The following is a 12,887-nucleotide window of genomic DNA, read 5'->3' as shown; positions in this document are numbered from 1 at the left end:
ACCCCACCGGGGCATTCCGCGACATGCCGGTAGATCACGACCGGCGGCCCGGACGTGCGCTCCGTATGCCCTCGAGCGTCCAGCCCAGCACCGCTCGGGGCCCTACCTGGGGTAGGGCCCCGCCGTCGCCGTCACTTCTTGAGCGGGAGCAGCGCGCTGATCCGGAAGCCGCCGCCGGGGCGCGGGCCCGCGTCCAGGGTTCCGCCGACCATGCCGACCCGCTCGCGCATGCCGATCAGGCCGTGGCCGGCGCCGTCCGCGCCGCCGTCCTCGTACAGCTCGTGGGCCGCCCCGCGGCCGGTGTCCTCGACGAGCAGGCCGAGCCCGTCGTCGAAGTAGACCAGCCGGACGCTCGCGCTGGCATCGGGGCCGCCGTGCTTGCGGGTGTTGGTGAGGGCTTCCTGGACGATCCGGTACGCCGTCAGCTCGACGCCGGTCGGCAGCGGGCGCGGGGAGCCCTCGACCTTGAAGTCGACGGTGAGTCCGGCCGTACGGACCTGCTCGACCAGGACCTCGATCTGCTCGACGTCGGGTTGGGGGACGTAGTCCTCGGACTCCTGCGGTTCGCCGGTGCGCAGGACGCCGAGCAGGCGGCGCATCTCGGCGAGCGCCTGGCGGCCGGTGCCGGAGATCGTCTGGAGGGCTTCCTTGGCCTGTTCGGGGGCGACGTCCATGACGTAGGCGGCGCCGTCCGCCTGGACGACCATCACCGACACGTTGTGGGCGACGACGTCGTGGAGCTCGCGGGCGATCCGGGCGCGCTCGGCGGCCACGGCGATCTTGGCCTGGGCGGCGCGTTCGCCCTCCAGGCGCTGGTTGCGCTCGATCAGCTGGGCGTAGTAGGCCCGCCGGGTGCGCAGGGAGTCGCCGAGCACCCAGGCCAGCGCGAAGGGCACGATCAGCATGAGGACGAAGAAGACGTCGGCGTAGACGTCGTTCTTGTCCACGCCCCAGCGCAGCCCGGTGACGGGGGAGGCGAGCAGGCCGAGGCCGAGCGCGGTCCGGGAGATCCAGCGCGGTACGTCCCCGGCGGCCACGGTGTAGACGATCACCAGCATGGCCAGGTTGGCCAGGTTGGGCGAGGAGCCGGTGGCCAGCTGGTAGGCGCCCGTGCCGACGGTGAGCCACAGCATGGGGACGGTCCACCTGCGGCGCAGGGACACGACCCCGCACAGCGCGAACACGGTCGGGGCGGCGATCAGCCGCTCGCGCGTCGTGTTGTAGCTCCCGGCGACCTGCAGCATGGCCATCCCGAAGAGGAGGACAGCCCAGAAGCTGTCGACGCCCGTCGGGTGTCTGCGGAGGAAATCGTAGAGGCGCTGCACGTAACCCAGAGTAGGGACAGTGGATAGGTGCTGGAGTCAACCACAGGTGCGATCCGTGCGTGGGAGGTGTACTCCCGAAGGTGGAGGCGGCCTTAGCCTTTGCGTCGTGGGAACTCAGGGTGAAGGCATCGGTACGCGGACGGGTGCGGGGCCGGTGCGGTGGCGGGTCGCGATGGAGGCCGCGCTGTACGGCCCGGGCGGCTTCTACGTCCGTCCGGGCGGCCCGGGTCCCGCCGGGCACTTCCGCACCTCGGTGCACGCCTCCCCGCTGTACGCGGCCGCCGTGGCCCGGCTGCTGTCGTGGGTGGACGCGGAGCTGGGGCGTCCGGCGCGGCTGGACCTGGTCGACGTGGGCGCCGGGCGCGGGGAACTGCTGACGGGGGTGCTGCGGGCGCTGGAGCCGTCGGTGGCGGCGCGGGTGCGGGCGTACGCGGTGGAGCGGGCCGCCGAGCCGGAGGGGCTCGACCCGCGGATCCGCTGGGTGGCCGAGCCGCCCGCCGGGGTGACGGGGCTGCTCTTCGCCAACGAGTGGCTCGACAACGTCCCGCTGGACGTGGCGCAGGACGGCCGGTACGTGCTGGTCGCCCCCGACGGTACGGAGTCCCCCGGCGGCCCGCTGGAGCCGGCGGACCGGGAGTGGCTGGAGCGGTGGTGGCCCGCGGAGCCGGGGGCGGGCGGCCGGGCCGAGATCGGCCGGCCCCGGGACGAGGCCTGGGCGGCGGCGGTGGCGGGGCTGGAGCGGGGGCTGGCGGTGGCGGTGGACTACGCGCACGCCCGGGAGGCGCGGCCGCCGTTCGGCACCCTGACCGGTTTCCGGGCGGGGCGGGAGGTGCCGCCGGTCCCGGACGGCTCCGTCGACGTCACCGCGCATGTGGCCCTCGACGCCTGTGCGGGGCCGGGTGCGGTGCTGTTGACCCAGCGCGCGGCCCTGGTCGCCCTCGGGGTGTCGGGGGCCCGGCCGCCGTTGTCGCTGGCCTCGACGGATCCGGCGGGCTACGTCCGCGGGCTCGCGGTGGCGGGGGAGGCGGCGGAGCTGACGGCCCGCGGGGGGCTGGGGGACTTCGGGTGGCTGGTCCAGCCGGTGGGCCTTGCGGCCGCCTGGCCGGGGTGAACCCGCCCGAGCCCTGGGCGGTCCGGCCGGGGTGGCCGCTGCGCGGGGCGTTCCCCTACCCGCCCCTTCCCGAAACCGGGCTCCGCCCGGACCCGGTCCTCAAACGCCGGACGGGCTAAAAGCCCCGGGCTCCGCCCGGACCCTGTCCTCAAACGCCGGACGGGCTAAAAGCCCCGGGCTCCGCCCGGACCCGGTCCTCGAACTCCGACGGGCCGGAAATCCAGCCTCGCCGGCGTTTGAGGCGCGGGGTCCGGGGCGGAGCCCCGGGAGGGTTACTGCGTCACGCCGTCGTGGCCCGCGTGCAGGCCGCCGCCGCTGCCCTGGCCGTTGGTGGGGTGGGACGCGACCGGCTGGGCCAGGGGCGCCAGGTCGTAGGCGTAGTGGCCGACGGCGTTGGCGATGACGTCGACGTTGATGTCGAGCGCCTTCTGGTCGATGTTGGTGATGTCGTCACCCTTGCCGTGGTAGTTCACGTCGTAGGCGACCCCGGCCGTCCCGCCGAACTTCGCGGCCTGCTCCGGCGTCTTGATGCCCTCGGCGCCGGTGAAGGTGCCGCCGGAGGGGATGCCGACCGCGATGAAGGGGCCGTAGTCCGAGCGGCCGGAGAAGTCCGTGCCCTCGTGCGGGACCTTCTTGGAGTCGAGGAAGTCGGTGATCCCCTTCTCCAGCTGGGCCGAGCCCGCCGGGCCGGGGCCCGCGCCGGTGGCGTCCGAGTCGTCGCCGTCGTAGACGAAGTACGCGGAGTTCGGCGAGGCGATCATGTCGAAGTTCAGGTAGAGCTTGATCTGCTTCTGCTGCTCGGGGGTGAGCGAGGCGACGTAGGCCTCGGAGCCGAGGAGGCCGTACTCCTCCGCCGACCACCAGGCGAACTTCACCTTGTTCTTGATCTTCGACTGGCTGCTCGCGAGCCGCTGCGCGACCTGGAGGATGCCGGCCGAGCCGGAGCCGTTGTCGTTGATGCCGGGGCCCGCCGCGACCGAGTCGAGGTGCGCGCCGAGGAACACGGTGTTGTTCGCGTCGCCGCCCTTGGTCTCCGCGACGACGTTGTAGGTCTTGCGGTTCTCGCGCAGCTCGCGCACGTCCAGGGTGACCTCGACCGGAGCGGTCGTCAGGTCGGCGACGAGCTTCTCGCCGTCCGCCTGGGTGATGCCGCCGGTGGGGATCTTGCCCACGTTCGGGTCGCCCAGGGTGCCGTTCAGGCCGCCCTCGGTGTTGTTGTAGATGATCGCGCCGACCGCGCCGGCCGCGGCCGCGTTGGTCTGCTTGACGGCGAAGGTGCAGCCGCCGCGCTTGACCAGCGCGATCTTGCCCGTGAAGGCGCCCGCGGCGAAGTCGCCGGGCTCGCAGCCGTTGGTGCCGTCCGCGTCCACCGGAGCGGCGGCCAGCTGGGCGGTCACGCCGCCCTCCGGGCTGTTGCCCGTGTAGGTCATCAGGTGGATCGGGACGTCGCGGGGCGCGGTCCCGTTCACCTTCAGGCTCTGGGCGATGGCCTCGACGTACACGAAGTCGAACTCGTTCTTCGTGACCGTGTAGCCGGCGGCCTTGAGGACCTGGCTGATGTAGGTGGCCGACTGCTCGTGCCCCTTCGAACCGGCCACCCGGGTGCCGTTGTTGTAGTCCGCGATGGACTGCAGCACCTTCAGGTGGTTGTAGGCCCCCTTGCCCGTCGCCTCGGCGACCAACTTCCTGGCCAGTGCGTCACCCTGCGCGGCGTCGCTGACCGGGTTGGAGGCGGTGGCCGGTCCCGCGAGGAGCAGCGGCGAGACGAGTGCTGCGGCCGCCAGGGCGGCGGTGGCTGCGGCTATACGGCGTGAGGGCATGCAGAAGTCCTTTCACGACAAGCAGGGCAGACGGGTAATCAGGCAGGCAGGAGCCTCTGGTGGAGCTGTGAAGAAGCTGTGTGGCTGATGCGACGCACGTTAGGCAGCAAAGAGCCGCTATGGCCAGAGTTTTCGCCGATTCCGGTTTATGAATTCCGTATATCGGTACGTCGATACGGGCCCGGCCGACGAATTTCAGCCAGTCCCGGACACCTCGTCCGACCAGGTGTTACCGCAGGATCCCCTCGATGAAATCCGCACCGATACGGGACACCGTGGCCAGATCCAACTCATGTTGTACGTAGCGCCCTTGACGCCGCGTCCGCAGGAGCCCGGCCTTCTTCAGCACGGACAGATGGCGCGACACCTCGGGCGCGGATATCCCGTACACGGTGGCCAGTTCGCTCGTCGTATACGAGGCCCGCGCCAGGCTCCGGCACAGCTGCATCCGCATCGGATGGGCCAGTGCCTCCATCCGCCGCTGGAGCAGTTCCACCGATCCCGGGGCAGAGGTGAGTTCGGCCGAACCGATCGGATAGTGGACCACCGGACGCCAGCCCGGCGCGTGCAGCACCAACAGGTGCGGCCAGCCGAAGTTGGTCGGGACGAAGACCAGCCCGGTCCCGGCCCGCGCGTCGGTCGCCGTCGCCGAACCGTGGACCATCTTGTCCACGGTGATCTTCGTCCCGGCCGGGTCCAGGCTCAGCGCCGCCGAGACCTCCTTGAGCGCGACGGCCAGCCCCTTGTGCCGCAACACCTCCGCCTTGTGCCGGGCGTCCGCGCTCTGGCGCGGCTCGATCCGCCGCCAGGTGTCGGCGAAGAACGCCTCGTCACAGTCCTCCAGCAGCCGCCGCAGCCACACCCGGACCCCCGTCGGGTCGTCCAGCAGCCGCAGCGAGAACTCCAGCTGGCGCGGGCCGCGCGCGGCGGCCGTCTCCAGCGCCTTCGCCCGGGCCGCCGGGTCGGTCAGCGGCGACACCGCGGTGCCCTCGTTGTAGAGCGACAGCCAGCAGTGCTCCAGGGCGGCCAGCACGAACCGCTCGTCGTCCATCCGGTCGAGCACGTCCAGCTCCTCGGCGAGCGTCGCCGCCGGCAGCCCGGTGCCCCCGGGCACCCCCGCGAAGGGCATGAAGATGTCCGCGAAGGAGCTGCGCCACATGAAGTCGCCCTCCAGCAGCCGGTCGGCCAGGCACGGGTCCAGCGCGGCGGTGGTGGCGGTGGTCCAGGAGTGCAGCCCCGGGTGGTGGGCGGGTTGCGAGAGCGCGTGCAGCGCCATGCACAGCTCGGCCAGCGGCGAGGGCGCGAAGGTGATGCGCTCGGTGGGCAGGTCGGCGATGTCGATGGTGACGCTCATGCGTACATTCTGGCCGGTCAGCGGAGGGACCGGCCGCCGTGCGCACGCCGGCCGTGGGCCGATTGACGGTACGCGTCAATCGTCGGGCGCGATGCGGCCGATCGGGTGAGGGTGAAGGACATGACCGCCATTGAGCAGTACCTCCTCGACACCTACCGGGCCACCCAGCACCACACCCCGATGCCGCCCGAGCCCGGCCGCCACGACCTCGCCGAGCTGCGCGCCGTCCGGGACCGCGCCCGCTTCCAGGCCGTAGTCGACGGCAGGGCCGGGCGCCACCCGTGGCGCGCGGCCCTGCACCGCACGACGGACCGGCTGCTGGACCGCCTCGCGCCGGGCCGCCCGCACCGCAGGACGACCTGCTGAGCCCGGGCGGCCCGGGGCCCGCCGACGGCCCCGGCACCCGGTGCCCGGCGGGGAGGGGGATCAGCCCTTGCCGAGCCCCTCGATCCGCTCCACGAAACCGCGCACCGCGTCCCGGACGTCCTGCTCCGTCCAGGACAGCCCGTCCTGGGCGACCGTCAGCTCCGCCAGCGCCATCCCGGGCGGGCCCTCCGCCCACCAGCGGCCGAAGAGCTGGGTCCCGGTCTCCTCCGCCAGCCGCACCGACGCCTCCGTCAGCGCGTCCGCGTCGTACGCCGCCCACACGTGGAACTGGTGCGTCACCGGCACCTGCGGCTGGATCCGGACCCACGGCAGCCCCGAGGCGTCGAAGCCCTCCCGCAGCGCCCGCGCGACCACCTTGGCGTGCGCCACGTACGACGGCAGCTTCGGCAGCTCCCGCTCCAGCCCGGCCAGCGCGCTCAGCACCTGCGGGTACTGCCGGTAGACCTGGCCGCCGTAGCGGTGGCGCCAGACCCGCGCCTCCTCGATCAGCGTGCGCGGCCCGGCCAGCACCGCCCCGCTCAGCCCGCCCAGCGACTTGTAGAAGGAGACGTACACGCTGTCGGCGAGCGCCGCGATCTCCGGCAGCGTCCGGCCGAAGTGGACGGTGGTCTCCCACAGCCGCGCCCCGTCGAAGTGGATGACCGCGTCCCGCTCCCGGCCCGCCGCGACCAGCTCCTCCAGCTCCTCCCACGTGGGCAGCAGGAAGCCCGGATCGCGCAACGGCAGCTCCACCATCAGCGTGCCGAAGGGCTCCGGGTGCTCGCGCACCTCCGCGGCCGTCATCTGGCGCAGCTCGGTCGTCGGGTACACCGTGCGCAGCCCCGATACGACGGGCAGCGCGGCGTCCTCGTGCTGCTCGGGGTGGCTGCGCGGGTGCAGGGCCACCACCGGATCGCCCGTCCGGCCCGCCCAGCAGCGCAGCGCGATCTGCTGGGCCATGGTCCCGGACGGGAAGTACGCCGCGTCCTCCAGGCCCAGCAGCTCCGCGACCCGCCGCTCCAGCTCCGCGACCACCCCGTTGCCGTAGGTGTCGGGCTCCTCATCGAGGTCCCGGCCCAGCAGCGCGGGCAGTGCGGCGAGCTCCGCCAGCTGCTCCGCGACGGTCTGCTCCGCGCCGCCGCGCGAGAGCCTGCGCTCCGCGCCCCGCCAGGCGTCCCGCCGGCGCTTGTGCTGCGCCGCGTCCTCGTCCGTGTCGTATGCCATGGCCCGATCCTGCCCGATCCCCTCCGGCGGGCGGCGGGCCGGGCGGCGGGCCGGACGGCCTCCGGCGGCAGGGCCTACGATGGCGGCGTATCGTCCGGTACCCCCCGCGGACTGGAACGGAAGAAGGCTCGCCCCGCGTGAACACACCCCATCAGACGGAGTTCCGGGATCCGTCCGAGCGCCCCGCCCGGCTCAGCGTCGGTGTCGTCGGCGCCGGCCGCGTAGGCCCCGCCCTGGCCCGCGCGCTCCAGCAGGCCGGACACCGGCCCGTGGCGGTCTCCGGCGTCTCCGACGCCTCCCGCCGGCGCGCGGCGGAGCTGCTGCCCGACGTGCCGCTCGTACCGCCCGGCGAGGTCCTCGCCCGGGCGGACCTGGTCCTGCTGACCGTTCCCGACGACACGCTGCCCGCGCTCGTCGAGGGCCTCGCCGAGACCGGCGCGATCCGCCCCGGACAGCTGCTCGTGCACACCTCCGGGCGCTACGGGACGGCCGTACTGGACCCCGCGCGCCGCGCCGGGGCCCTGCCGCTCGCCCTGCACCCCGCGATGACCTTCACCGGGACCATGGTCGACGTCCAACGGCTGGCCGGCTGCTCCTTCGGGGTGACCGCGCCCGGCGAGCTGCGCCTGGCCGCCGAGGCCCTGGTCATCGAGATGGGCGGCGAGCCCGAGTGGATCGCGGAGGAGTCCCGTCCGCTCTACCACGCGGCCCTCGCCCTCGGTGCGAACCACCTGGTCACCCTGGTGGCCCAGGCCATGGAACTGCTGCGCACCGCCGGGGTCGAGCACCCCGACCGGATGCTCGGCCCGCTGCTCGGCGCGGCCCTGGACAACGCCCTGCGCTCCGGTGACGCGGCGCTGACCGGCCCGGTCGCCCGCGGTGACGCCGGTACGGTCGCCGCCCACGTCGCCGAGCTGCGCAAGCACGCGCCCGGCACCGTCGCGGGCTACCTCGCCATGGCACGCACCACCGCCGACCGGGCCCTCGCCCACGGCCTGCTCAAGCCGGAACTGGCCGAGGACCTGCTCGGCGTGCTCGGCCAGGACGCCGAGCAGCCGCTCGGCCCGGACGCCCCGGACGACCTGGGAGGGGACCCCCGATGACGGACCTGCTGTCCACCGCCGGGGAGCTGTACGCGCTGCCCCGCGTCCAGGACGCCCCGCGCGTCGTGGTCATGACCATGGGCGCCCTGCACGAGGGCCACGCCACCTTGATCCGCACCGCGCGCGAGCGCGCCGGAGCGGCCGGTCAGGTCGTCGTCACCGTCTTCGTCAACCCGCTCCAGTTCGGGGCGAACGAGGACCTCGACCGCTACCCCCGCACCCTCGACGCCGACCTGGAGATCGCCGCGGCGGCGGGCGCCGACGCGGTCTTCGCCCCGGCCGTCGACGAGGTCTACCCGGGCGGCGCGCCGCAGGTGCGGATCAGCGCGGGCCCCATGGGCACCCTGCTGGAGGGCGCCACCCGCCCCGGCCACTTCGACGGGATGCTGACCGTCGTCGCGAAGCTGCTCCACCTCACCCGCCCCGACGCCGCGCTCTTCGGGCAGAAGGACGCGCAGCAACTCGCGCTGATCCGGCGCATGGTGACGGACCTGAACTTCCCCGTCGACGTGGTCGGCGTGCCGACCGTCCGCGAGGACGACGGACTCGCCCTCTCCAGCCGCAACCGCTACCTCTCGGGCCCCGAGCGCCGCACCGCCCTCGCGCTGTCCCGCGCGCTGGCCGCGGGGCGCGACCGGCTCGCCGCCCAGGCCGCGCTCCGCGAGCGCGCCGAGGCCGGAGCCGCCCCGGCGGGCGACGGCCGGGCCGGCGCGCTGGCCCGGCTCGGCGAGGCCCGCGCCTCCGCCGACGCCCACGCGGTGGCCGCCGCGCGCGGCGGGCTGCCCGACGCCGTGCGGAGCGCCGCGCGCCAGGTCCTGGAGGAGGCGGGACGTGACACACCACCGCTGGTCCTGGACTACCTGGCCCTGGTGGACCCCGCGGACTTCACCGAGGTCGGCCCCGGTCACTCCGGGCCGGCCGTACTGGCCGTCGCCGCGAAAGTCGGCACGACCAGGCTGATCGACAACCTTCCATTGGAGTTCGGAGCACACTCGTGAGCACAGGCAGTGGTGGCGCAGGTACCCCGGCGGGCGGTACCGGCATACGGCTGCACGCCCCCGCCCCCGGCTGGTCCGTCGAGGCGGACGTGGTCGTCGTCGGCTCCGGAGTGGCGGGGCTGACGGCCGCGCTGCGCTGCGCGGCCGCGGGCCGCCGTACCGTCGTCGTCACCAAGGCGCGCCTGGACGACGGGTCCACGCGCTGGGCCCAGGGCGGCATCGCCGCCGCCCTCGGCGACGGCGACACCCCCGAACAGCACCTGGACGACACCCTGGTGGCGGGCGCGGGCCTGTGCGACGAGGGCGCCGTGCGGCTGCTCGTCACCGACGGGCCCGGCGCGGTGCGCCGGCTCATCGAGACCGGCGCCGTCTTCGACACCTCCGCCGAGACCGGTGAGATAGAGCTGACCCGCGAGGGCGGCCACCACCGCCGCCGGATCGCGCACGCCGGCGGCGACGCCACCGGGGCCGAGATCTCCCGGGCCCTGGTCGAGGCCGTCCAGGACGCCTGCATCGAGACCGTCGAGAACGCGCTCGTACTGGACCTGCTGACCGACGCCGAGGGCCGCACGGCCGGGGTCACCCTGCACGTCATGGGCGAGGGCCAGCACGACGGCGTCGGAGCCGTCCACGCGCCCGCCGTGATCCTGGCGACCGGCGGCATGGGCCAGGTCTTCTCCGCGACCACCAACCCGTCGGTGTCCACCGGCGACGGCGTGGCCCTCGCGCTGCGCGCCGGCGCCGAGGTCTCCGACCTCGAATTCGTCCAGTTCCACCCGACGGTGCTCTTCCTCGGCGCCGGCGCCGAGGGCCAGCAACCGCTGGTGTCCGAGGCGGTGCGAGGCGAGGGCGCCCACCTCGTCGACGCGGACGGGGTCCGCTTCATGGTGGGCCAGCACGAGCTGGCGGAGCTGGCCCCGCGCGACATCGTCGCCAAGGGCATCACGCGGCGCATGCTGGAGCAGGGCGTCGACCACATGTACCTGGACGGCCGGCACTTCGGCGCCGCCATGTGGGAGCAGCGCTTCCCCACGATCCTGGCCGCCTGCCGCGCCCACGGCATCGACCCGGTGACCGAGCCGATCCCGGTCGCGCCCGCCGCGCACTACGCGAGCGGCGGCGTGCGCACCGACCTCGACGGGCGCACCACCGTCCCGGGCCTCTACGCCTGCGGCGAGGTCGCCTGCACCGGGGTGCACGGCGCGAACCGGCTCGCCTCCAACTCGCTGCTGGAGGGCCTGGTCTTCGCCGAGCGGATCGCCGCGGACATCGTGTCCCACCGGCCCGCCTCCCACGGCCCGGGCATCCCCGTCCCCTCCACCGGACCGCTGCTGCCCGGCGAGGCCCGCCTGGAGATCCAGCGGATCATGACCGCGGGCGCGGGCGTGCTGCGCTCCGCGGACTCCCTGCGCGGCGCGGCCACCGCCCTGCAGGCCCTGTACACGGCGGCGCTGCACGACCTCGACGCCCACGGCAAGACGGCCGAGCCCGGCACCGACACCTGGGAGGCCACCAACCTCCTGTGCGTGGCCCGGGTCCTGGTCGCCGCCGCCCTGCGCCGCGAGGAGACCCGCGGCTGCCACTGGCGCGAGGACCACCCCGACCGCGACGACGCGGCCTGGCGCCACCACCTGGTCGTACGGCTGTCCCGCGCGCGGACGCGCGCCCTGGTCGTGACCCCCACCGACTCCGCGGACTTCCCGTCCGTACGCCACCTTCTGGGCACCGAAATGATGGAGCAGCGACCGTGAGCACCCCCGAACAGCACGAGCACACCGAACTTCCCTTGATCGACGGCGGTGACGGCGCGGGCGGCTGCGGCGACGACTGCGGCTGCGGCGGCGGCGAGGAGTCGGGCCTGGACCCGGCGCTCGCCGAGCTGCTCGCCGACGCCGGCCTGGACCCCATCGAGGTCGAGGACATCGCCCACATGGCGCTCTCCGAGGACCTCGACGGCGGGGTCGACGTCACCAGCGTCGCCACCGTCCCCGAGGACGCCGTCGCCACCGCCGACTTCACGGCGCGCGAGGCGGGCGTCGTCGCGGGCCTGCGGATCGCGGAGGCCGTCCTGTCGGTGGTCTGCACCGAGTCCTTCGAGGTCGAGCGGCACGCGGAGGACGGCGACCGGGTCGAAGCCGGCCAGGTGCTGCTCTCCGTCCGCGCCCACACCCGTGACCTGCTGACCGGCGAGCGCAGCGCGCTGAACCTGCTCTGCCGCCTCTCCGGCATCGCGACGGCGACCCGCCGCTGGGCCGACGTCCTGGAGGGCACGGGCGCCAAGGTCCGCGACACCCGCAAGACCACGCCGGGCCTGCGCGCGCTGGAGAAGTACGCGGTCCGCTGCGGCGGCGGCGTCAACCACCGCATGTCCCTCTCGGACGCGGCGCTGGTCAAGGACAACCACGTGGTGGCCGCGGGCGGCGTCGCCCAGGCATTCAAGGCCGTGCGGGAGGCCTTCCCCGAGGTCCCGATCGAGGTCGAGGTGGACACCCTGGACCAGGTCGGCGAGGCGCTGGAAGCCGGCGCGGACCTGATCCTGCTGGACAACTTCACCCCGGAGGAGACCGCGACGGCCGTCGCCGCGGTGGCCGGCCGGGCGACGCTGGAGTCCTCGGGCCGCCTCACGCTGGAGACGGCCCGCGCGTACGCCGAGACGGGCGTGGACTACCTGGCCGTCGGCGGTCTCACCCACTCCTCGCCGATCCTGGACATCGGCCTGGACCTGCGCGAGGAGCGGTAGATGCTCCTCACCATCGACGTCGGCAACTCCCAGACGGTCCTGGGCCTGTTCGACGGTGACGAGATCGTCGAGCACTGGCGGGTCTCCACCGACCCGCGGCGCACCGCCGACGAGCTGGCCGTCCTGATGCAGGGCCTGATGGGCATGCACCCCATGCTCGGCAACGAGCTGGGCGACGGCATCCACGGCATCGCGATCTGCTCGACGGTCCCCTCCGTGCTGCACGAGCTGCGCGAGGTCACCCGGCGCTACTACGGGGACGTCCCGGCGGTCCTGGTGGAGCCCGGCATCAAGACCGGCGTGCCGATCCTGACGGACAACCCGAAGGAGGTCGGCGCGGACCGCATCATCAACGCGTGCGCCGCCGTCGAGCTCTACGGCGGTCCCGCGATCGTCGTCGACTTCGGCACCGCGACCACCTTCGACGCGGTGTCCGTGAAGGGCGAGTACGTGGGCGGGGTGATCGCTCCGGGCATCGAGATCTCCATGGACGCGCTGGGCGTGCGCGGCGCGATGCTCCGCAAGATCGAGCTGGCCCGCCCGCGCAACGTCATCGGCAAGTCCACGGTCGAGGCGATGCAGTCGGGCGTGGTCTACGGCTTCGCGGGTCAGGTCGACGGCGTGGTCGCCCGGATGGCCAAGGAGCTGGTGGGCCCGAACGGCGACCCGGACGACGTCCGCGTCATCGCCACGGGCGGCCTGGCCCCGATGGTCCTGGCCGACTCCGTGGTGATCGACGAGCACGAGCCCTGGCTGACCCTGATCGGCCTGCGGCTCGTGTACGAGCGCAACGCGCCGAACTTCGAGTAGCGGCGGCGCCGTTCGCCCGTACCGGACCCGCTCGAC

Annotated in this window: 11 protein-coding genes; 7 read left to right on the top strand and 4 right to left on the bottom strand. The window is 73.9% G+C overall.

Translation table 11 applies throughout. The features are described 5' to 3' along the window. Positions 1–131: 131 nt before the first annotated feature. Entirely contained in the window at positions 132–1,325 is a 1,194-nt protein-coding gene (locus tag ACZ4UB_RS18910) for a sensor histidine kinase (RefSeq protein ID WP_468071477.1), read from the bottom strand. A 172-nt stretch (positions 1,326–1,497) separates the two neighbouring features. Here ACZ4UB_RS18910 and ACZ4UB_RS18905 point away from each other — a divergent pair, with 172 nt between their 5' ends. Further along, the gene (locus ACZ4UB_RS18905; RefSeq protein WP_468071653.1) at positions 1,498–2,436 is read left to right on the top strand and encodes an SAM-dependent methyltransferase; all 939 of its coding nucleotides are present in this window, start codon (positions 1,498–1,500) and stop codon (positions 2,434–2,436) included. A gap of 272 nt (positions 2,437–2,708) precedes the next feature. Here ACZ4UB_RS18905 and ACZ4UB_RS18900 read toward each other — a convergent pair whose 3' ends face one another. Together ACZ4UB_RS18900 and ACZ4UB_RS18895 are read right to left on the bottom strand one after the other, a co-directional pair. Continuing rightward, the gene (locus tag ACZ4UB_RS18900) at positions 2,709–4,256 is read right to left on the bottom strand and encodes a M28 family metallopeptidase (protein WP_468071475.1); all 1,548 of its coding nucleotides are present in this window, start codon (positions 4,254–4,256) and stop codon (positions 2,709–2,711) included. Between the two features lie 229 nt (positions 4,257–4,485). After that, complete coding sequence (locus tag ACZ4UB_RS18895) at positions 4,486–5,610, bottom strand: DUF5937 family protein (protein WP_468071473.1); 1,125 nt, start codon at positions 5,608–5,610, stop codon at positions 4,486–4,488. A 120-nt stretch (positions 5,611–5,730) separates the two neighbouring features. On the opposite strand from ACZ4UB_RS18895, the gene ACZ4UB_RS18890 reads away from it, so the two are divergent. After that, entirely contained in the window at positions 5,731–5,976 is a 246-nt protein-coding gene (locus ACZ4UB_RS18890; protein WP_468071471.1) for a hypothetical protein, read from the top strand. A gap of 60 nt (positions 5,977–6,036) precedes the next feature. Here ACZ4UB_RS18890 and ACZ4UB_RS18885 read toward each other — a convergent pair whose 3' ends face one another. Continuing rightward, positions 6,037–7,200 (bottom strand): threonine aldolase family protein, encoded by a 1,164-nt coding sequence (locus ACZ4UB_RS18885; RefSeq protein WP_468071469.1) that lies wholly within the window; start codon positions 7,198–7,200, stop codon positions 6,037–6,039. A 137-nt stretch (positions 7,201–7,337) separates the two neighbouring features. Between ACZ4UB_RS18885 and ACZ4UB_RS18880 the strand changes: the two genes are divergently transcribed. Genes ACZ4UB_RS18880 through ACZ4UB_RS18860 form a run of 5 tightly spaced genes read left to right on the top strand, consistent with a single transcriptional unit; the run spans position 7,338 to position 12,851 of the window. Continuing rightward, positions 7,338–8,303, top strand: a complete 966-nt coding sequence (locus ACZ4UB_RS18880; RefSeq protein WP_468071467.1) for a Rossmann-like and DUF2520 domain-containing protein — start codon at positions 7,338–7,340, stop codon at positions 8,301–8,303. Then, positions 8,300–9,301, top strand: a complete 1,002-nt coding sequence (gene panC, locus ACZ4UB_RS18875) for a pantoate--beta-alanine ligase (RefSeq protein ID WP_468071465.1) — start codon at positions 8,300–8,302, stop codon at positions 9,299–9,301. The genes ACZ4UB_RS18880 and panC overlap by 4 nt, the downstream gene beginning before the upstream one ends. Continuing rightward, the gene (locus ACZ4UB_RS18870; RefSeq protein WP_468071463.1) at positions 9,298–11,052 is read left to right on the top strand and encodes an L-aspartate oxidase; all 1,755 of its coding nucleotides are present in this window, start codon (positions 9,298–9,300) and stop codon (positions 11,050–11,052) included. Before panC ends, ACZ4UB_RS18870 begins: the two co-directional genes overlap by 4 nt. Beyond that, positions 11,049–12,041 (top strand): carboxylating nicotinate-nucleotide diphosphorylase, encoded by a 993-nt coding sequence (nadC, locus tag ACZ4UB_RS18865; protein ID WP_354380582.1) that lies wholly within the window; start codon positions 11,049–11,051, stop codon positions 12,039–12,041. Before ACZ4UB_RS18870 ends, nadC begins: the two co-directional genes overlap by 4 nt. Continuing rightward, positions 12,042–12,851: a type III pantothenate kinase gene (locus tag ACZ4UB_RS18860; protein ID WP_354380581.1), complete on the top strand. Its 810-nt coding sequence runs from the start codon at positions 12,042–12,044 to the stop codon at positions 12,849–12,851. It abuts the gene before it with no gap. Positions 12,852–12,887: the final 36 nt, after the last annotated feature.

The organism is Streptomyces sp. NPDC028419 (genome assembly GCF_055565515.1).
The sequence above is the reverse complement of the archived record's forward strand: the minus strand, read 5'-3'. Positions and strand labels throughout refer to the sequence as shown.